Source organism: Acaryochloris sp. IP29b_bin.148 (assembly GCF_028285565.1).
Lineage (GTDB): Bacteria > Cyanobacteriota > Cyanobacteriia > Thermosynechococcales > Thermosynechococcaceae > Acaryochloris.
Genome location: NZ_JANQOY010000021.1, coordinates 1 through 20,059 on the forward strand (window position 1 = coordinate 1; position 20,059 = coordinate 20,059).

Here is a 20,059-nt window from a genome sequence, read left to right on the forward strand (position 1 = left end):
CGGTTCATCAGCAGCAGAAACGCTGGTAAAGGCTGGTATTGAGACTTATTTGTTTGAGCGTAAATTAGATAACGCCAAACCTTGTGGTGGTGCAATTCCGCTATGCATGGTGGATGAATTTGATCTCCCCCTTGAGATTATTGACCGACAAGTTAGAAAGATGAGAATGATCTCTCCGTCTAACATTGAGGTCGATATCAATATCAAAAATGAGGGCGAATATATCGGCATGTGCCGTCGAGAAGTGTTAGACGGTTTTATGCGCGATCGCGCCGCTAAATTAGGTGCGAAGTTGATCAATGGTACGGTCAACAAGCTAGATTTCCCCACAGGGGCCAATCAGCCTTACACGATTCATTACGCTGACTTAACAGGCGGTCGGGCCGAAGGCGTCATGAAAACGCTCCAAGTCGATCTGGTGATTGGTGCAGATGGCGCTAACTCCAGAATCGCCAAAGAGATCAAAGCGGGCGACTACAACTATGCGATCGCATTCCAGGAGCGCATTCGCCTTCCGGATGAATACATGGAGTACTACCAAGATCGTGCCGAAATGTACGTCGGCGACGATGTCTCCACTGACTTTTACGCTTGGGTCTTCCCCAAATACGATCACGTTGCGGTTGGCACTGGCACCATGAAGGTCAATCAAGCCGACATCAAGAAGCTTCAGGCTGGAATTCGTGCTCGTGCGGCCCATCGCCTCGTCGGGGGTGAAATTATCAAAGTGGAAGCACACCCCATTCCTGAGCATCCTCGTCCTCGCCGGGTCGTCGGTCGGGTTGCCCTAGTCGGTGACGCTGCCGGTACGGTCACCAAGTCTTCTGGCGAAGGCATCTATTTTGCCGCCAAGTCTGCTCGGATGTGTGCCGAAACCATCGTTGAGTTTTCCAACAATGGTCAACGCGTTCCCACCGAAGATGAACTCAAGATTTATCTCAAGCGTTGGGATAAAGCCTACGGCATGACCTATAAGGTTCTCGATATTTTGCAGCGGGTCTTCTATCGCTCCGATGCCACTCGAGAAGCGTTTGTGGAAATGTGTGCCGATGAAGACGTCCAACAAATGACCTTCGACAGTTATTTGTATAAGACGGTGGTTCCCATGAATCCCATCAAGCAAATCAAGATTACCGCTAAAACTATCGGTAGCTTGATCCGCGGTAACGCCTTGGCTCCTTAAACTTAGGTTTTAAGTCTATTTAAGCCTTGAGTCATCAGCCCTTTAGCGAATAGCTAAAGGGCTGATGTTTTTGAATAGCAAAAGACGAGGAAGTACACCCAAAAGCTGGGTCCATTAAGGATTTAAAACCTTGACTTGAATACCGTCATGATCCTCGTTGTCAGGAACACCTCCTGGCTTTTCCGGCCCTGGTGTGAGCTTGACTTGCGGTGGCAAACCGACATTAATCTCCTGTGGTTCAGGCAGCTGCTTGGGCTGAGGCTGCCAAGAGCGCAGCCCTACTTCTTGTACACCTAAGACTTGTGCATCACCCGCTTTAGGTGAGATCTGCCCCTCTTGTTGCCGTTGTTGCGCTTTAGCATATTCTCCTCCTATGCTAATCAACACTGTGAAGGCCGTTATGTAAACCAACGTTGATTTAAACATCGTTTTAGCTCTCTTTATCAATGGGTAAACCCACTAAACGACTGTCTCTCTTAAGTTAAAGACTTGCGTTCATCTACCCGTTTTAGTTTTAAAAAATCAATCGAATCTTCCCCAGATAGTTCTATTTTAATCAACAGAATTGCCGCTGTTTTGTCTCTGCAGAATGAAACAGTCAAATTAAATTTTTTCTTTAGCTTGTGTTGATAGGGGTCAACTCAGACGGGTGAAGCAATCGCAAGTCAGGATCCCCTACCGGTCGGTGTATTGCAGACCCTTTATCCTGAAGGGAGAGACAAGCAAGGAGCCGGGTATGGCTGTAACCATTCATCAATTGCGACAGTTGAAACAGCAAGGTCGGCCGATATCCGTACTGACAGCTTGGGACTTTGCTCTAGCCACCCTCATCGATCAAGCCGGTGTTGATGTGGTCTTGGTGGGAGACTCATTGGCGATGGTTGCCCTAGGTTACTCAACCACGCTGTCTCTCACCCTAGAAGAAATGCTCTATCACGCCCAAGCGGTTACCCGAGGTGTCAATCATGCCCTTGTGGTCTGTGATTTGCCATTTATGAGCTACCAAGAAAGCCCCCAACAGGCGCTGAAAAGTGCAGGAACCTTGTTACAGCAAGCAGGGGTTGCAGCGGTCAAAGTGGAAGGCGGATACCCGGATATGGTCGAAACGGTCCGCTTCTTGGTGAACCGGGGGATTCCGGTGATGGGCCATGTCGGTTTAACGCCCCAGTCTGTCCATCAGTTCAGCGGTTATCGCCGTCAAGGCACTTCCGAAGTCGATGCAGACCGGATTCTACAAGAAGCCATTGCTTTGGAACAGGCTGGTGCCTTTGCCATCGTTCTTGAGCATATGCCAACGCCTCTGGCGGCCAAGATTACGCAAACGCTCACCATCCCCACCATTGGGATTGGCGCAGGTTCCGCCTGTGATGGCCAAGTGCTGGTCACGGCAGACATGCTGGGGTTATCCGATTGGCAGCCCCCCTTTGCCAAATCCTATGGGAATCTGCGGCAATCGATCATAGAAACAGTGCAACAATATTGCGACGAGGTGCGCAATCATCAGTTTCCCCAATAATGTTTCTCAAACTCCATGCCAGATCAGGGTGAGATGCCCCGCTGAAAACGAAGAGAAAACGATAAGGTAATAAGGTAGAGATGTGGCCTAGCTGGGAAAGGAACGGATGAATGCCGATCATCGCTGTGATTGATTACGATATGGGCAATCTGCATTCAGCCTGTAAAGGACTGCAAGAAGCCGGAGCACAGACAATTGTCAGCGATCGTCCAGAGGATTTGGTCTCTGCGGATGCGGTGGTTTTGCCTGGGGTGGGTGCCTTTGATCCGGCCATGCGGCATTTGCGATCGCGTCATCTTATCCCCGTCATCCAAGACATTCTCGCCAGCGGTAAACCCTTTCTCGGTATTTGCTTAGGACTTCAAATTTTGTTCGAAGGCAGCGAAGAAGGGACAGAAGCAGGCTTAGGCATTATTCCTGGCACCGTCAAGCGGTTTCAATCCGAACCCGGTATTACCATCCCTCATATGGGTTGGAACCAGCTGGAGTATCAACAGCCTGACCTGCCCCTATGGCGACACTCTCCTGCCCAACCTTGGGTCTATTTCGTCCACTCCTATTACGTTGACCCCGTTGACCCCACCGTTAAAGCCGCCACCGTTACCCACGGCACCCAAACCATTACCGCCGCCATCGCCCACGATAACTTGATGGCGGTCCAGTTTCACCCCGAAAAATCATCCACCTTCGGGCTCCAAATTCTGGCTAATTTTGTTGAGCAGGTACAGGCCACGCTGGTAACTCCAGCCCTCTAGACCCCCATGAATTACTTAATTGCGGTCCTTCCTGATCGAATTCAAGCAGAAGCAGCCTATACCGATTTAGAAAAAGCCGGGATTCCACTCAGCCAACTGTCTTTGTTGGGAAGAGGCTATAAAAGTGCCGATGAATTTGGCTTTATTGACCCGAAGCAACCTGCCCGCAAGCAAGCTCGACGGTTGATGAACTTTTCGATTCCAATTGGATTCATGTGTGGGGCCACCTTTGAGTTATATACAGGGGTGCGCTTGTTTTCAGGGATGGGCACCGTCATTAATGTTGTGCTGGGTGGACTGCTCGGCGCTTCTTTTGGTGCCTTTGGCGGACTGTTCTCCGGTGGGTTGACGGGTTTAACCACCGGCAGTGGAGATGCCCTGGTGTATCGCAATCGTTTGAGTGCCGGAAAATATATTGTGGTGGTCAAAGGTCCTGAACCACTGACCCGCAAAGCCACTAATATTCTGCGGGCATATGACCCCGAAAATATCCAAGGTTATGTTGAACCGCCAGACTGATGGTCAGAATTTACGGTAACCGTCAGATTAAAACCTTGCCAGGTTTACAGACTCGCCCGACTACTGCGCGGGTGCGAGAGGCTCTGTTTAATCGCTGGCAACATCACCTGCAGGGTTGTCACTGGCTAGATCTCTGTGCTGGCAGTGGATCGATGGGGGCTGAAGCCCTCTGTCGAGAGGCCGCAGTCGTTTATGGCATTGAACAAACTGGGGAGGCTTGCCGCATCATTCGCCAGAATTGGCAATCTGTAGCGAAGCCCACGCAAACTTTCCAAGTACTGCGGGGAGACGTCATCAAAAGGCTGATGAAACTGACGGGCCAGTCCTTTGATTTGATTTATTTCGATCCGCCCTATGATGGTGGCTTATATGAGGGGGTATTGGCTGCGATCGCAACCCATCACATCCTCAAACCCACGGGAGAACTGGCTGTAGAACATCACCCTAAAAAAACATTATCGTTGCCAGCAAAACTGACCACTTGCCATACACGCACGTATGGCAATACAAAGCTAACCTTTGTTCAAGCTGCCACGACCCTATAACCCCACGTTGGGTTTAGCCTGCTTTGAAGCGCTTTTACCCAAACGCAAGGATGGCAGTCTAGACAAGAATTAGGGTCTCAGCTAATTCCAAACGTGACCTAAAAACAATTAGAGAGACAAGCAAAGCTTGTCTCTCTATCACTCATCGCTAATACGTATTAAGGCAACAACTCTTATGAATTGACCTTTAGTCCGACTGAAGAGCGTTAGCCTACCTCTTCTCCACGCTTGTACTGTTGCCATGCAGCGACAAACAATCCGGCCAGGGTCACAGGAACTAGGCCCAGAACAATACCTGCTAAGAGAGGTTCTACCACGGTGATAACTCCTTTATGTACGCATTAGAGCAGCGTCTATATCATTTTAACTCTAATCACCTTTGGGACCCTTGACAAGAGCGCTAATCCTCTTGATTAGCCCCGACCCTACCCGAAGCTGCTGATCTGGGTTGTTATCATAAACAAAATAACCAAAGCTAACCGTGATCGAAAACTGAAACAACCACTTGCTTTCTTCGTCTTAACGGTAAGATCCTTGTAGTCAAGCGACTGGAATACTCAGTCCTGCTCTCCATCTTTTTTCTTCTCAGTGTCTATGAACGGCTCATCTAAAAACAGTTTTTCGAAGTCTTGGCAGCAACCCGGCAACATCGCCTTAATGGCGTCCATGATTGCTCACGGTATCTTTGCCATCTACGCTGGACAAGCCTTTGAACTCACCACTGACCCACAAATCAGGACCAAAAAGCTGAGAGTAGTGAGTCTGTTACAAACCCCTCCCAATCAACCTGCCCGTTCTAACCAACCCTTCGATCCCGATGCTCCCCCACCGGCTCCCGGCGTTGCAGGTTTACCACTCAATATCACTTCGGCTGATGGTTTGCCTGACCTCCCTGGCGCTGGTGCTCCTAGTGCGCCTAATCCAGCCTTTGACCCTTTTGCGTCTTCTGTAGTTGAAATATCGCCCCAAACACCTTCTTCACCCATTACGCCTAACTCTGTGGCCCAGGCACCCCCTAATAATGGATCTGCCAATACCACACCAAAATCCGATAACAATGGACCGACTCTCAGTGATGAAGACTTTGAGAATTGGCTCAATGGCGCTGATCGGTTACCTGCGCTGGCCGGCGACCCTAGGGTTAGTAACTCTTTACCCTCCCCTGGGGCTCCCACAGGCCCGGTTGCCAATAATACGGCTTCTCTCCTGTCCGATAACGTGGGCGGTGCAAACAGTAATTCGGTGAATTCGAGTAATGGCGCTGTCCAACCGACACGAAAAGAGCTAGCCCCTCCTGGTGAAACCGTCACCCGAACCATTGCCTACGATTATCCAAAAGCAGCTTGTAAAGATCGCTTGGAAGGAAAAGCAGAGTACAGAATCTGGGTGACTCCACAAGCAACCCCATATGTGTCTGATATTACGATCTCCACTGAATCTCCTATCCTCGATCAAGCAGTCAAAACAGCAGCCCAGAAATACAAAATCACGGCAGATGACGCTAGTAAGCTGGTTATTTTGCCCTTCGATATCAAGTATTCTCAGAAAGCTTGCGAGCAGAAAGACACAACCCCCTCTTCTGAACCAACACTTGATCCAAAGACGCCTAAGCCATCTGAGCCCCCTGCGGCCAGCCCTACACCCCTCTCTGAGGATAAACCCAGCCCCCCCAGCCCAGAGGTCCCCTCGCCGGCACCGAGTCCAGCGGCACCCGCAGGGTCACCACCTACTGCCCCTGTAGAGCAACCCACACCCTCGCCGCTCCCTAATCCGCCTCAACTGACGCCCCTCTCTCCCCAACCTGCAGTTCAGCCGCCTGTACCGAAACCACCGTCTTCCAGTCCAGCACAGTCTCCTGAGCCTTTGCAAGCGCCACCTAGCAATTCAGAAGAGCCCTCTTTAAAGGCTCCGACTGCACCGACTGATACAGCTGAACCAACCCCATTGGCGCCACCCGCAGCTGCACCAGCCACCGAGCCTTCATCAGTGCCTACACCTGGCACGACAGACACGCAGGCAGCACCTGCTAACTAATGTTCATATCCAAGCGGGAGCCGCTGATCGCCAACGCGATTACTGTATATCCTGGTACTCCATCCCAGTCATTGACCGTCTGACAACTGGGACAACGCCTAACGTCCAAGGGCAATGACTTCAGCACATGCTTGCAATGGTTACACGTCTTGCTCGACGGATACCACTGGTCTACATCGGCAACAGTCTTGCCCTTCAAAGAAGGGCAACGAACGCTAGAATTTTTAGAATTCACGGCAGGCCAGATCACTCGGGTTATGCTGCCGAACGCTGGGAACTATCAACGGCTCAATAGGTGAGAGGACCTGAATCCGTCGGCTATTTACGAGCATGCGTTGTTCTGTTGTTCTGCCAATTGTCTACTTTATGTAACTGATGGGGCAGAATAGATTCATAACTTTGTGTAAGCTACATATAGATACATCCGCTCTTCCACCTCAAACCGCTTATCCAACCTTAATGATTCCAACACTAAAGGCTGCAAATCGATGAGCAGTTTGCTGGCACATCGCCTCAAGGACGGGACCAAACAGGCCCATTCCCTCGCAGAGAATGCGGGATTTATCCGTTGTTTCCTCAAAGGAGCGGTGGAAAAAACATCTTATCGCCAGCTTTTGAGTGATTTTTACTTTGTCTATACTGCTCTTGAAGAAGAGATGGTCGCGCAGCAACACCATCCGCTTTTGAGTCATTTATATTTTACAGAACTCCACCGAAAAAGTAGTCTGGCAAAAGATCTGAGCTACTATTGGGGGAATGCTTGGCAAGAGGTGATTACTCCTTCCGATGCTGCTCAGCGCTATGTGGAAAGAATCCATGCGGTTGCGATCGCAGATCCCATTCTCCTCATTGCCCATAGCTATACCCGTTATCTCGGAGATCTGTCAGGCGGGCAACTGCTGAAAAAGCTCGCACAACGAGGCATGAATCTTCCCCCAGGCCACGGCATTGCCTTTTATGAGTTTGAGGATATTCAGAATCCGAAAGCCTTTAAGGCTAAGTATCGGCAAGCTTTAAACCACTTGTCCTTAGATGAGAGTGCGATCACTCAAATTGTGGATGAAGCGAATCTCGCCTTCCAGTTGAATATGGCCTTATTCCAAGATGTGGAAGGGAGTCTGATCCAAGCGATTGGCCAGATGATTTTCAACCATCTGACTCGTTCTCGCCGAAACAACGCTTCCCAGTGGTCTGCAGATCTGACAGAGACGACAGGACTACAGCCCGACTAACCGCACTCACACCAGGTTTAGTGCCGCTGATCGAGAGAACTGAATCAAGCACTTATTCGCCGCAACCGCAGGATCTGGCATTATTTCTTGCGCTACATCTTCTTGCGAACTTGCTCACAGGATCGGATCCAGCAATACAACGGCCTGAAGGGCAATGATATATCCGTCTATGTCTTAGGGACGGGGAACGTTACAATCTGGAAGCTGAGGTTGGTGCCCATTTCAACACCGTGTCGAACCTAAAGGAATCTATGACACCTCATTCTGTGCCTTTTGAGCATATTTCAGTCTTGAGTCAAGAACTGATGGCAGGGGTGTTGACTAGCGAACAAGGCTTATATTTAGATGCCACCGTTGGGGGGGGAGGACATAGCGCCCTGATTTTGGAGCACTGTCCGCGGGCGCAAGTGATTGCCCTGGATCAAGATATTCAAGCACTGGATGCCGCTCGGGCAAGGCTGGCAGACGAGTGCGATCGCATCCAGTTTTGGCACGGAAATTTTTCAGCCTATCATCCGGGCGATCTGCGCTTTGATGGCATTATTGCCGATTTAGGCGTCAGTTCTGCCCAACTGGATCGCCCGGAACGGGGCTTTAGTTTTCGGTACGAAGCAGATTTAGATATGCGCATGGATCAGGGCCAGGCCCTCACCGCGGCCCAGATTATCAACACCTATTCAGAACGGGAGCTAGCCGACCTCTTCTATCACTATGGAGAAGAGCGATTTTCGCGACGAATTGCCCGCAAAATTGTCTCCAGACGTCCCCTAACCACCACCACTCATCTGGCACAGATCGTGGCGTCTACGCTGCCCGCTGGCAAAGGACGTCACCGTCGCATCCACCCAGCAACCCGAGTCTTTCAAGCTCTACGGATTGCCGTCAATCAGGAATTACAGGTTTTGGCAGACTTTATAGAGGTAGCCCCGACCTGGCTGAGACCCGGTGGCAGAATCGGCATTATTAGTTTTCATAGCTTGGAAGATCGGATTGTTAAACACCACTTTCGCCAACATCCATTACTTCAAGTGATCACTAAAAAACCGCTGGTGGCATCCGAACAGGAAAAAACACAAAATAGCCGATCTCGGTCCGCTAAATTGCGGATTGCGGAAAGGGTTGAGGCTACGAGTGCGTCTTGACACAGGATGGAGGGGGGCGACCATCAGGCTCGATGGATGACAACCCCAATCAAATTGTCTGTCTACGAATTAATCCTCTCAAACTGTAAACAAAAGATAAGTATTCTGGAAACTTTTGTGAATTTATGCATTTATAATGCATGTGGCAGCTCCTAAAAACCGAGTTCCCACACCCATTACCCGTCTTTTTCTTGGGCTTGAGGAGTTGATTATGGCCACAACTCGGCGATCTAATGTTATCCCTGTTCGACCGAAAAAGGTTGCGCCTTCAGCCCGCCCTCATCCATCCCCAAAGCATCGAGGCGCTCGACCTGCCCCCCTCTTGGACCGCCTTGATACGCGCTCACCGCAATTTCCCAATTGGCTAATTTTGCTGATGGTGTTTCGCAAACTGTCCGCACCCATCTTGATTATGTCGGTATTGGGAATCTTACCGCTCTATGCCTGGCGGGTGAATACCCAACAATCTTGGGGCAATCAGTATACACAGTTAGAGAAATTACAGCGCGATCAGCGGCATTGGATCACGCGTAATGAAGAGCGCAAATACCAAATTTCAGAAAATCTAGAAAGTAATCCCGCAGGCTTTGTCCCCAAAAGCTCTCAAACGACCGTCTTTTTTGAACCTGCTCCTGCGCGCCCTGCTCAACCAGCTTCCCCTCAACGCGCTGGGATCACAGCTATTGATGTTGCTCCCATTGGCTATTAAGTCCAACTTCTTTGCACGTTTATGCCCATTCCTTCTCCTCCATTACAAGACCGTCGGGCGACCATCAAAGCCCGCCTCCAAACGAAACAACCCCATCGCGTGCCGAACCAGCGATTGCGGTTGTTTTTGGTGTGGTTGGTGCTGTTTGGAGGCATTCTGGGCTTGCTAGCTCGTTTAGTCTATTTGCAAATGAGTGCAGCACCTTTTTTTCGGACCAAAGCCCAACAGCAACAACTCGGCAGTCTACCAGAGCGTACGTTTCGCTATCCGATTGTCGATAGTCAAGGGAATCTCCTAGCTAGAGATGAGCCTGTTTTTAGGCTGTTTGCCCATCCTTTTTTGTTTCAAAAATCACCAGAGGACATTGCCAACGCTTTAGCACCAGTGCTGAAGCGCTCACCCCAGTCCCTAACAGAACTGTTCAAAACCGGCGAGAGTGGCATTCCGATCGGATATCGCCTATCAGAAACGGATGCCGAAAAAATCAATGATCTCTATGTTGATGGCTTGGAAATTACGCGGGAATGGCAGCGCATCTATCCCCAATCCGAACTGACTTCGGGCCTAGTCGGATATGTCAATACCGAAAATCAAGGTCAATCAGGGATTGAATATAGCCAGCAACCGCTGCTGAAGGGCAGTCCCATTCCCTTGCTTGTGGCTCGGGATGGTCGGGGACAGCTCTTACCGGATCGATTTCCCTTAGAGCCTCTCAATGCCAATGACCTGACCTTAAAGCTCACCTTAGATACGCGACTCCAGCGATCGGCGCGGCAAGCGCTGCATAAGAAGATGGCCGAGTACCGCGCAAAACGGGGCACCGTCATTGTGATGGATGTTGAAGATGGTTCTCTAAAAGCGTTAGCATCAGAGCCGTCTTTTAATCCACAGCGCTATTTTGAAGCGAATACTGAACTCTTCAAAAACTGGGCGATTTCAGATCTTTATGAGCCGGGCTCGACCTTTAAGCCGATCAATATTGCGATCGCACTCGAATCCGATGCCATCAAAGCGGATAGCGTCTTTCACGACAGTGGCCAAATTACTATTGGCGGCTGGCCGATTAATAATGCAGACAACTCAGGTCATGGCAACCTCTCTGTTACAGGCATCCTCGAATATTCCAGCAACGTGGGCATGGTTCATGTGATGCAGCGGGTAAATCGGTCAGCCTACTACAATTTCCTCAAGAAAATTGGGATTGGCCAAATTACCGGCACCGATCTGCCCTTTGAAACTCCCGGTCAGTTTAAGGATAAGCAGCAATTTCTGGACTATCCTATTGAAGCCGCCACTGCAGCCTTCGGTCAGGGCTTTTCCGTGACGCCTTTGCAAATGGCTCAGTTGCATGGGGCCATTGCCAATGGCGGCAAACTCGTGACCCCGCATGTTGTGGATGGTCTATACAATCCCGTTGGCAAGAAAACCAAGGGCTTAAATCTGATTCAACCTCGCCGTATTTTCAGTCAAGAGACGGCGGATCAAGTTCGCACCATGATGGGCAGTGTGGTCCAAAACGGGACCGGTAAACCCGCAAAAATTCCAGGCTATCGTCTAGGCGGTAAAACCGGAACCGCCCAGAAAGCGGATAGCGGGACCTATAGCAATGCTCGGATTACTAGCTTTGTGGCCTCCTTCCCCTTGGAATCTCCTAAATACGTGGTGCTCGCCGTTGTGGATGAACCGCAAGGCAACAATGCTTATGGTTCAACGGTGGCTGCTCCAGTCGTCAAATCGGTGCTAGAAACTCTGATTAGTGTTGAAGGTATTCCGCCTAGCCATCCCGCTGAATTAAAGGCAAAACCCAAAACAACACCCCGTTCATAGGCTTAGAAGCAGGGTGTACAACGCTCTCAATTATCCTTAAGGCAAAAACCGTTTTTGTTCCAAAGCGCTGGGCATTCGGCAGGTAGCTCGTCGTCCAAACAGTCGATAGCGATTACGAGCAATCAGACGATAGATGCGATCGCGAATGGGCCGCGGAATCCAACCCACCATTCGGAACACTGACCACACTCCACCTAAACGTTTACAGATTTGAATAAACGCATCGGACTGATCGTACAGATGACCCCGATCATGATAGTAAATTGACCAGGCCTTTCGATCGATGGGCAATGGGGGTAAATACTGTTTGGCCGTTTGGCCTTGCAACGGGGCAATCAGAATGGTTCCCACGGGATCGACTTTCAACAAGAGATCCACAAAACCATTGCACATCACACATTCCCCATCAAAGAAAACGATGGGCTGCTGAATGGAGGCCATCGGGTTATGGCTGACCGTTGGATTAAACGATTGAGGTGCCGCCATACTTTTATTTCACCACATTTCTGGGTATAGAACGTATCTTGAATCTAACATGACGATTCAGGCCACTGCATAGGACTGTCTTGAGTGTTGTGGACATATCCTTTGCCAGGAACGTCAGCTTTCGAGGTAGGATCTGCAAGTTACACCTATCCTAGTTGAACAATGGTTGAGCGACCGATCAAGAAGTCTGAATTAGAAAAACGTGCCCAGACTGAAGGCCCAGCAGAGGACAAAAACCGCAATCAGAAAGGCCGTAAAGGTGGACGTGGAAAAGGTCGAAACAACAAAGACAGAGAAAAGAAAAAGCCTGCTGTTCCTCTCGCTTTGATGCGAGGTCCCAAACCCACCGCAAAAGTGGAAGAACCAGAACCCGCGGAAGAAACTGCTGTAGAAGAAGCGGTCGCGGAAGGAGTAGACACTGAGGCTACCGAAACTGAAACCGTAGCCGCTGAGGCAACTGAAACAACAGCTGAAACCTCAGAGGCTGACGCCAATACCGGAGATGATACGAGTGAAGCTGAGCCTGCTCCTGAGGGTTAGCGGCTGACTGTCATTCCCTCGGCAGCATACTTCCCAGAATCTTAAGAAGACACCGGTTGAGGAATCGTAATATCAATCGGTGTCACGTTTGTGCCTAACTCTTCTAAGGAGGGTTGGATGGCTTGCCGGTTGCCCACCACGACAGTGACAATCTGATCGGGCTGGAGATATTTCTCTGCTGCGGCCTGAACCTTTTCGGCGGTCATGGATTTGACGGCTCGCTGATACTGGAAGATAAAATCATCGGGATAGCCAAAGTACTCGTATCGCATCAGACGCGATAAGGTTTGGGCGGGATCCTGGAAGTTGAAGACAAAAGAGTTGAGGATGGAGTCCTTGGCCTGCTGGAGTTCATCAGCCGACAAGGGGGCTTCACGCACCTTTTGCAATTCACTTAAGACTGCTTTGATAAACGGAACCGTTGCTTCTGATCGCGTTTGTCCCCCGGAAACAAACAGGCCTGGATAATCGTAGCGAGCACTCCAAATGGCATAAACCGAATAGGCTAAGCCTTGGCGCGATCGCACTTCGTTAAACAGGCGTCCACCAAAGCTGTTAAGCGCTTCATTCATCACCAGTAAGGAGAAAATATCAGGGCTATCAAACTGACCGCCTAAATGACCGATTTGAACATTACTTTGAGACAGTTGGGGCTGATCGACCACAAACGTCTCTCCAGCCTTAACCTGTGCTGCACTCGGTACGGGCGGTGCTTTATCCCGCTCAGGCATTTTTGGCCAATCCCCAAATGCTTGTTTGATCCGTTGGGTCATGGCGTCAGAATCGAAGTCTCCAACAATTCCCAAAATCATGCAGTTAGGGTGAAAGTTTTGTTGATAAAAGGATTCAACGTCTGCCTGAGTAATATTGTCGAGGGTTTGATATTCTTGGGTGCGCGCATAAGGACTTTCTGCACCGTAAATCAGTTTTTTGAATTCTCGACCGGTAATATCATCTGGGTCATCATTACGACGGGCAATGCTTCCGCGTCGTTGGGTTTTAGCCAGTACCAGTTTGTCTTCTTCAAAGGCCGGTTCGCGAATCACCTCAGCGAATAAGTTAAAGACGGTGTCTAAATCTTCACTTAAAGCCGCGAAGGAGGCACTCCCCGAAGCGGTACTAATCCCTGTTTCCACAGAGGCAGCCCGTTGCTCTAGCATTTGGTTGAGCTGCTCGGAGGGATGCTGTTGGGTCCCCCCCGACCGCATCATAGTCCCCACAATATCCGCCAAGCCCACCTTCTCAGCAGGCTCCAGCCGAGACCCCGTCCGCATTCGAGCAATGCCGTTAACCAAAGGCAACTCATGATTTTCCATTAAATAAACGGTCAAGCCATTGTCCAACTGGAAACGGCTATATTCTGGGATGGTGACCTCAGGAAGAGATGGAAAGTCGAGGTCAGTATAGTGTTTCGCAGTGGCTGCCGTGCCTGGGCGAATGGAACCGATAATAAGCAAGAGGGGGATGACCGCAAAGGCGACGAGTCGCCGTAGCGTTTTATTTAGCAATCGGTTACGGGGAGCGTTGGGCATGGTTAACGTGCTTTTCCTATGGACAGCTCATCTTTAACAGATTAGCTTAAACTTTGCGAGGCGATACGCGGATTTATTTCCTTTTGACCTGCTTTACAATGAAAAGTGCCCTTGTCGTCGCCTGAATCTTTCGCCTGTGAAAAAGCGCGTTACTCTGACGTTCCCTAGGCGCGCCGTTCCTGTTCCCGTCACCTATCGATTGGCCAAGGATTTCAATGTGGCGGCCAGTATTATTCGTGCTCAGGTGGCCCCCAACCAAATTGGTAAGTTGGTGGTGGAATTAGCAGGCGATATCGATCAACTCGATGCCGCCATTGATTGGATGCAGGCCCAACATATCGATGTGTCTTCGTCGAATCGCGAAATTCTGATCGATGAAGAGAGCTGTGTGCATTGTGGGCTATGCACGGGTATCTGTCCCACTCAAGCCCTCACCCTCGATCCCAAATCTTTTTTGCTAAATTTCACGCGATCGCGCTGTATTGTCTGTGAACAATGTGTTCCGACTTGCCCAGTGCAAGCCATTTCGACTAACTTTTAAGGCTTTTAACTGCGTAGTATGCAGAACCATGAGTCCCTTCAACTATTACGACCACATCGCTTCCATCTATGACCAAACCCGCTGGATGACGGAATCTATCGCCGAAGAGGTTGCAGATTATATTTTGGAGTGGGTTGATGCTAACCCTTATACTTCTTTCCTAGAGCCTGGTGTGGGGACTGGCCTCAACGTTCTTCCACTGGTTAAACGCGGCTATTCCGTGACTGGGATAGATATTTCGAGGGAAATGCTCGACCAGTTTAGCCGCAAGCTAGAGGGCATTCCACGAAATTTGACGCTGATTCAGGCCGATGCCTCCCAGCTATCCTTCCCCGATAACAGTTTCGATGTTGTCCTGACCGTTCACATGGTTCACACAGTCTCTCACTGGCAGAAATTTCTAGCAGAGATTGAACGCGTCCTTAAACCAGGTGGGTTCTATTTGAATGCCCAATGGATCACACCGCCTGCCCGGATGGAATTTGAGCGGCACTTCAAAGCGATTTTAATCCAGGAAAGCAGTCCACAATCGCCCCCAGCCAAACACCCAAGGATTAATGTAGAGAACTATTTCCGTCGCCAAGGATATCGGCCACATTACTCGATTGCCAAAACGTGGTGGGTGAGCAATACCGTGGTAGAGCTACTTAGCTTTCTCAAGGCACGGGCCTATGGTTTATGTTGGCACACATCTGATGCCGCATTTCAAAGAGCGCTACAAGCGTTTGAAGCATTTTGCCTAGAGCATTATGGGTCGCTAGACGCGGAGATAGCGTCAGCAGCGCAGTTTGAAATCTGGTCTTATCATCTCACCTAACTGTCCTATGTCTTGGAAGCCAGTCTCAATCACTACTGGTATGCCTCTCTTGAGATCAAGATCCTAGTGGTTAGAATAGAGACGTACCTAATTCAAGTACGCCAATGCTATCGAAAACCCTCAGCTATAGTCAGGCCCGTGCTAATTTTGCCGAGACCTTGAACGATGTCGAGGATAATCGCTCCATTGTTATTGTCCAGCGTCCTCACCGACCAGGTGTAGCTTTAATTGCGGCAGACGAACTGAGCAGCATGATGGCAACGGTTCATCTGTTAAGATCGCCAGCCAATGCGACCCGTCTTTTTGAGAACCCTCTAACTCCTGCGTAGTAGAGCTTCGCCTTAGATGCAGAGATAGCATTATTTTTCGCGACAATAATATATCTGCGAGATTTTGGAGCAGGAGAAGATGACTGAGTTTTGGCCGCAAAGTATCGATCTAAGGCTGAGCAGAAAACGTACCAATCACTTTGTAACCGGAAGCCGACATAGTAGCGTGTTATCCTGCACGAGATCATCACTCCAGATCAGCTTGGCTGAACTATCCCACGATATGTCGTCATATTCATCTTTTGGACCCACGGCTTGTGCTGAATGTTCTGTTGCTGTGGGCCATGTGCTGTCGTCAAAGTCTGGGGAGATCCAGTTAGTGGGAATAGCAGTTTCCTTAAAGGCACATGCACCCTGACCGGCCACGGGGTTTTTCTCATCCGCACATGATTTTTCCAAAGGCGCACGATGGATCACCAGACACCGCACGGTCTTATCTGAGACGGCAATGACCTTTCCTGTCGTTGTGTCTTTAACCTGGAAAATAAGGCCACCGTCTCCCATCTGCTGTCGTCCGGTGCCGATATATTCCAGCCCGGTATCATTTTCTTTGAAGTCTTTTGCCATGATGGCAATCGTCAAAGGCAATTCTGCCTTAAAAGTGGCTATCTCAGCGTTAAATGAACGCTCTGTAGTGATAGGCACGCTGTCTTCAAGAATTTTGTCACCGTTGACGTACATCTCAAACCAATTATCGACCCACACCTCCACAGTTTTGCTGCCCAGCTCAGCCTGTCTGCAACCCAACATCAAAACGAGTATCAGAACAAAAGCAAACATAAATATATTGCGCATTGAATTTCTCTCCAGCTCTAACGGCCACGTTTGCGATATGTTCGTGTAAATCAGTTCAGGAAAGACATTTCCGAGGACGCGATGATTTTGCCCTCCATTGCTTTTATCAGGACAGACCCGTCAACGTCCGGGGCATCTTAGGCTGGCAGTATGTCAGCCTAAGATGCATAAACCGACGCAATGTTCCAGGTGAGAGAATAATTCATCGACAATACTCTCCTGTTTTGACTTCGCCGCCATTGGTGACGGTGCGCGTCTCAAACGCATAACAATTTGGCTTGTCAGTGGGCGTGTAGCGTATGTAATAAGCCTCACCCTTGTAGGAATAATCCATACTTCGCTGACCTGATGAGTCTTGTGTAAAGATAAGGTTTTGGACCCCGCCCTGCGGCGGCTTACCGGGAGCAAGACCCGGCCCACCTTCTGCGGGTACAAGCGGTTGTATGCGGGGTAGCTCGCGGACATCGCCAACAGCACCCATGAGACATTGAATGATATATGGTGCCTTGGCCGAGGTGTGATAGCGATAACCGAATGTTTTATCGGCTTGACCGTTGCAGATGTCTAGCACACCCAAAGCGATGTGCGATCCATCCGGGTTACTGTCACCATAGATTGGAAACCCATCAAAGGCCCATCCAATAATTGCATCATCGCCCTTATTCTTCATTTGTTCGATCATGCAGACTGGCTTGACGTGATAGTGATAATCATCGCCCCGCCCTGCATGGCCGCCGCAGACATCAAGCTGCTGGGTTTGCAGCGTATCGTGCCGAGCCTGATGGTGGTTAAGATCGGCAACAGACATTTCGCCGCCGCCTGTGTAATCAAAGATCGGCACACCGTTCACCGCGACGCCCAGTGCCGCATCACGAGTCTGTGGACTATCACTCAACATTGGTCCCAACTGGATTGGTGCAACATAATCCTTCGCGGGTACTGGAACCTGCTCGTTGGTGCCGACTATGCCGGTCATCAGTTCATGATCAGGATAGGTGGTGGAAGTGAGATGAGCATGGCCTTGATCGCAGCTCACCTTAACCTTGTCGCTAAATCCTGCGTCTTCAACTGAAGCCTTAATGGCCGCACAGCGATCAGCGACGTCCTGAGGCGTCGGCAAGGCGTCGGCTGCTACATCTTGATCAAGATGTGGCCTCAGTACGATATACAAAAGAGTACTTGCGGCAATGGATACGGTTACACCAGCAACAAGATTGACACGATTGGTCATACTTTGAAATCTCCTACCTTTTCGCTTTCAAAACATCTCTCTGCGAAATTCTGAGTTCGATGTGCACAAGGAAACTGAACTTCGTACAGGCCAAGTTTATCCATCGGAATCTGCTCATTCGCCTCAGCATGAGACGTCGATGGCGAACCGTTTTTTTTGCCGGACTCACACCGCTGAAGGCGTCGCGAAAAAACCTCCGATATCACGTCAAGTGCATTAGCGATCAGGTCAGTCGACAATCCATGGTCGACTGGAACCGTCTCGTGTTCGTCGGTAAAGACCATTCCCGTCTGTACTGTAGACATGCTAAATACGCTGTCTTCACGGCTAGCAATGCAATGATTTGCGTCAAAAGGGAATATCGCATCACAAATGACTTGTTCTAACTAACTCTATCCGTCCTAGATATCTTTGATGCTCTTTTTGTCAGCTAGTAATCAACCAAGATTGTGAAGACTTGAGGGATTTCATTAGATTCATAAAATAATTAACTCACAATTAAAATCTCGTAGAACAAATTGAGTATTTACGATATTCATCGAGCATGCAACATATATTCTGCTTTTGCATGTGCCAACTAACTAAAATAAATAGGCCATAAGTCATGGGTCTAATGGCTCATATTGCTAAATCTCAAAGTAGATGTTAAGCTCACCAACTATTTCACGTCTGATCTACCTGTGCTTAGGCTTGCTCAAATGGCTCAGGACTTGAACCTTCTCTACCAGCGTTACCGCTTAATTGCATTAGCAGTGTATACCGCTGTACTCCTAGCAGGTGTCTTAGACTGGGTAGATGGCGGTATTGGACCAAGATCTGTTGTCGAAGCACCAGAATACTTACGTTTTTTGGTTTTTGTAACAATGGTTCTGGCTTTAATAGGGCTTGAATTGTGGATGGTGGGCAAATCAAGTTTTGCAGCCTCAGACAAGATCGAGCCTATCCCTTTTTCTGTCAAACTGATCTTGTTTACAGCCGCTTGTTTAGTCACTGACCTTCACTATTCACAAATTCTTTTTTTACCCATCCTTTTATATTGCTACTTAGCAGTCAGTAGGCGCTTGAGTTATTGCATAGCTCTGTTAGGAGTTATCGCTCTTTTTGGGCTTAATGCAGCCAATATTGGGCATATAAGACCACTACCTCCGCCTTTAGTCAATGGAAATTCTCCAAAGATGGGTGGACTTGTGGATAGAAGCACAGGCTCACTTATTACATTGTTGTTTACTTTGCTGTTAGCCCAAGCAATGTCACAAGCGATTCAGGCTCAGCAAAAGCTAACCGGTTTACTGACCTCTCTTGAAGCCTCCCATAAACAACTTCAACATTATTCCAAACATGTTGCTGACTTAGCAGCGACAGAAGAGCGTAATCGATTAGCGCGTGACATTCATGACAGTCTGGGGCATCACCTGGCAGCTATTAATATTCAACTTGCAAAAGCAAGCGCTTATAAAGAACGAGATCCTGACCGTGCTTATGAGGCAGTAAAGCACGCGCAACACGCTGTACAAGACGCCTTAAGAGATGTGCGTGAATCGGTTAGTAGTTTACGCCAGGCGGGTTCATCGTTTTCATTTCAGGAGTCTCTCAATGATCTAATACGACGAATGGATCATAGTGAACTCGATTTATCACTTAATCAAACCGGGGACAGTTTGCGCTACAGCAGGCTTAAACTGATGACCTTATATCGCGTGATTCAGGAAGGATTGACCAACATACACAAACACGCTGGGGCAAGCCAAGCCCATATAGCACTTGATTTTGGCTCTCACGACATCAATCTAGAACTGACTGACAATGGTTCTGGTTTTGACTCAGTTGCTTGGGAATCTCGAGAAAATCAACAAACAACCCTCGGATTAATTGGCTTGAAGGAAAGACTAAGTTTAGTGGGTGGGACCCTCTCTATCACGAGTCGGCCTCAAGGGACAAAGCTTTCAGTCAGTATTCCTCAGGACAATTCGCAGGCAAGCTTCAGTACGGAAAAATGATATGACCACTAAGATCCAAGTTTTACTAGTTGATGATCAGTATCTTGTCCGAGAAGGTATTTCCTCTTTACTAGAACTCGAAGAGGATGTAGAGGTCGTTGGGATGGCAGCGAATGGTAAAGATGCAATAGAACAAGCTCTCGATCTCAAGCCTAGTATTATTCTCATGGATGTGCGGATGCCTGAGATGAATGGCGTTGAAGCAACTGCAAAAATTAGGCAGGCGCTCCCGACTTGCCAAGTGATTATGCTAACGACCTTTGATGACGAAGAGTTTATTGTACAGTCACTCCTCGCCGGGGCTTGTGGTTATCTAATGAAGGATATTC

General features: G+C 49.1%; 22 protein-coding genes and 1 pseudogene. 16 read left to right on the forward strand and 7 right to left on the reverse strand.

The features are described from left to right. Positions 1-1,183 (forward strand): geranylgeranyl reductase (gene chlP / locus Q0986_RS02160; RefSeq protein ID WP_299402958.1); only part of this gene is annotated, 1,183 nt, incomplete at its 5' end. A 114-nt stretch (positions 1,184-1,297) separates the two neighbouring features. On the opposite strand, the gene Q0986_RS02165 is transcribed toward chlP, so the two are convergent. Then, positions 1,298-1,609, reverse strand: coding sequence for a hypothetical protein (locus Q0986_RS02165; RefSeq protein ID WP_299402960.1), 312 nt, complete (start codon positions 1,607-1,609; stop codon positions 1,298-1,300). Between the two features lie 310 nt (positions 1,610-1,919). Between Q0986_RS02165 and panB the strand changes: the two genes are divergently transcribed. From panB to rsmD, 4 genes are all read left to right on the forward strand, one after another. Further along, positions 1,920-2,699 carry a 3-methyl-2-oxobutanoate hydroxymethyltransferase gene (gene panB, locus Q0986_RS02170; protein ID WP_299402962.1) on the forward strand — a complete coding sequence of 260 codons (780 nt, stop codon included), beginning with the start codon at positions 1,920-1,922 and terminating at the stop codon, positions 2,697-2,699. A 110-nt stretch (positions 2,700-2,809) separates the two neighbouring features. Next, positions 2,810-3,454 (forward strand): imidazole glycerol phosphate synthase subunit HisH, encoded by a 645-nt coding sequence (gene hisH / locus Q0986_RS02175; protein ID WP_299402964.1) that lies wholly within the window; start codon positions 2,810-2,812, stop codon positions 3,452-3,454. Positions 3,455-3,460: 6 nt separating this feature from the next. Next, positions 3,461-3,973: a hypothetical protein gene (locus Q0986_RS02180; protein WP_299402966.1), complete on the forward strand. Its 513-nt coding sequence runs from the start codon at positions 3,461-3,463 to the stop codon at positions 3,971-3,973. After that, positions 3,973-4,518 carry a 16S rRNA (guanine(966)-N(2))-methyltransferase RsmD gene (gene rsmD, locus Q0986_RS02185; RefSeq protein ID WP_299402968.1) on the forward strand — a complete coding sequence of 182 codons (546 nt, stop codon included), beginning with the start codon at positions 3,973-3,975 and terminating at the stop codon, positions 4,516-4,518. Before Q0986_RS02180 ends, rsmD begins: the two co-directional genes overlap by 1 nt. 206 nt (positions 4,519-4,724) lie before the next feature. Here the strand turns inward: rsmD and petG are convergent, their stop codons facing one another. Beyond that, on the reverse strand, positions 4,725-4,835 hold the full coding sequence (gene petG / locus Q0986_RS02190; RefSeq protein WP_010474545.1) for a cytochrome b6-f complex subunit V: 111 nt from the start codon (positions 4,833-4,835) through the stop codon (positions 4,725-4,727). A gap of 277 nt (positions 4,836-5,112) precedes the next feature. Between petG and Q0986_RS02195 the strand changes: the two genes are divergently transcribed. Further along, entirely contained in the window at positions 5,113-6,552 is a 1,440-nt protein-coding gene (locus Q0986_RS02195; RefSeq protein ID WP_299402979.1) for a hypothetical protein, read from the forward strand. A 61-nt stretch (positions 6,553-6,613) separates the two neighbouring features. Here Q0986_RS02195 and Q0986_RS22835 read toward each other — a convergent pair. Beyond that, a pseudogene (locus tag Q0986_RS22835) lies at positions 6,614-6,748 on the reverse strand (zinc ribbon domain-containing protein); the annotation flags it as partial. A gap of 292 nt (positions 6,749-7,040) precedes the next feature. On the opposite strand from Q0986_RS22835, the gene Q0986_RS02200 reads away from it, so the two are divergent. The 4 genes from Q0986_RS02200 to Q0986_RS02215 all read left to right on the forward strand — a co-directional run bounded on the left by Q0986_RS02200 (position 7,041) and on the right by Q0986_RS02215 (position 11,462). Beyond that, complete coding sequence (locus tag Q0986_RS02200; protein WP_299402982.1) at positions 7,041-7,784, forward strand: heme oxygenase (biliverdin-producing); 744 nt, start codon at positions 7,041-7,043, stop codon at positions 7,782-7,784. A gap of 251 nt (positions 7,785-8,035) precedes the next feature. Beyond that, positions 8,036-8,926 (forward strand): 16S rRNA (cytosine(1402)-N(4))-methyltransferase RsmH, encoded by an 891-nt coding sequence (gene rsmH / locus Q0986_RS02205; protein ID WP_299402985.1) that lies wholly within the window; start codon positions 8,036-8,038, stop codon positions 8,924-8,926. Positions 8,927-9,137: 211 nt separating this feature from the next. Next, positions 9,138-9,635, forward strand: coding sequence for a hypothetical protein (locus tag Q0986_RS02210; protein WP_299402988.1), 498 nt, complete (start codon positions 9,138-9,140; stop codon positions 9,633-9,635). A 21-nt stretch (positions 9,636-9,656) separates the two neighbouring features. Beyond that, on the forward strand, positions 9,657-11,462 hold the full coding sequence (locus Q0986_RS02215; protein ID WP_299402991.1) for a penicillin-binding protein 2: 1,806 nt from the start codon (positions 9,657-9,659) through the stop codon (positions 11,460-11,462). Positions 11,463-11,498: 36 nt separating this feature from the next. Here Q0986_RS02215 and Q0986_RS02220 read toward each other — a convergent pair whose 3' ends face one another. After that, a complete protein-coding gene (locus tag Q0986_RS02220; RefSeq protein WP_299402993.1) occupies positions 11,499-11,948 on the reverse strand; it encodes a DCC1-like thiol-disulfide oxidoreductase family protein in 450 nt (149 codons plus the stop codon). Between the two features lie 162 nt (positions 11,949-12,110). On the opposite strand from Q0986_RS02220, the gene Q0986_RS02225 reads away from it, so the two are divergent. Next, the gene (locus Q0986_RS02225) at positions 12,111-12,488 is read left to right on the forward strand and encodes a hypothetical protein (protein ID WP_299402996.1); all 378 of its coding nucleotides are present in this window, start codon (positions 12,111-12,113) and stop codon (positions 12,486-12,488) included. Between the two features lie 41 nt (positions 12,489-12,529). Here the strand turns inward: Q0986_RS02225 and Q0986_RS02230 are convergent, their stop codons facing one another. Beyond that, complete coding sequence (locus tag Q0986_RS02230) at positions 12,530-14,020, reverse strand: pitrilysin family protein (RefSeq protein ID WP_299402999.1); 1,491 nt, start codon at positions 14,018-14,020, stop codon at positions 12,530-12,532. A 136-nt stretch (positions 14,021-14,156) separates the two neighbouring features. On the opposite strand from Q0986_RS02230, the gene Q0986_RS02235 reads away from it, so the two are divergent. The 3 genes from Q0986_RS02235 (at position 14,157) to Q0986_RS02245 (ending at position 15,707) form a co-directional block, all read left to right on the forward strand. Further along, entirely contained in the window at positions 14,157-14,561 is a 405-nt protein-coding gene (locus Q0986_RS02235; protein ID WP_299403002.1) for an NIL domain-containing protein, read from the forward strand. A 28-nt stretch (positions 14,562-14,589) separates the two neighbouring features. Continuing rightward, a complete protein-coding gene (locus Q0986_RS02240) occupies positions 14,590-15,378 on the forward strand; it encodes a methyltransferase domain-containing protein (RefSeq protein ID WP_299403006.1) in 789 nt (262 codons plus the stop codon). A 104-nt stretch (positions 15,379-15,482) separates the two neighbouring features. Next, a complete protein-coding gene (locus tag Q0986_RS02245; protein ID WP_299403011.1) occupies positions 15,483-15,707 on the forward strand; it encodes a type II toxin-antitoxin system Phd/YefM family antitoxin in 225 nt (74 codons plus the stop codon). A gap of 135 nt (positions 15,708-15,842) precedes the next feature. On the opposite strand, the gene Q0986_RS02250 is transcribed toward Q0986_RS02245, so the two are convergent. After that, positions 15,843-16,502 carry a hypothetical protein gene (locus Q0986_RS02250; RefSeq protein WP_299403014.1) on the reverse strand — a complete coding sequence of 220 codons (660 nt, stop codon included), beginning with the start codon at positions 16,500-16,502 and terminating at the stop codon, positions 15,843-15,845. 202 nt (positions 16,503-16,704) lie between these two features. Further along, positions 16,705-17,733, reverse strand: coding sequence for a YHYH protein (locus Q0986_RS02255; RefSeq protein WP_299403019.1), 1,029 nt, complete (start codon positions 17,731-17,733; stop codon positions 16,705-16,707). A 698-nt stretch (positions 17,734-18,431) separates the two neighbouring features. Between Q0986_RS02255 and Q0986_RS02260 the strand changes: the two genes are divergently transcribed. Next, the gene (locus Q0986_RS02260; RefSeq protein WP_299403023.1) at positions 18,432-19,730 is read left to right on the forward strand and encodes a sensor histidine kinase; all 1,299 of its coding nucleotides are present in this window, start codon (positions 18,432-18,434) and stop codon (positions 19,728-19,730) included. A 1-nt stretch (position 19,731) separates the two neighbouring features. Next, positions 19,732-20,059, forward strand: a 328-nt coding sequence (locus Q0986_RS02265) for a response regulator transcription factor (protein ID WP_299403027.1), incomplete at its 3' end; no start/stop codon positions are given.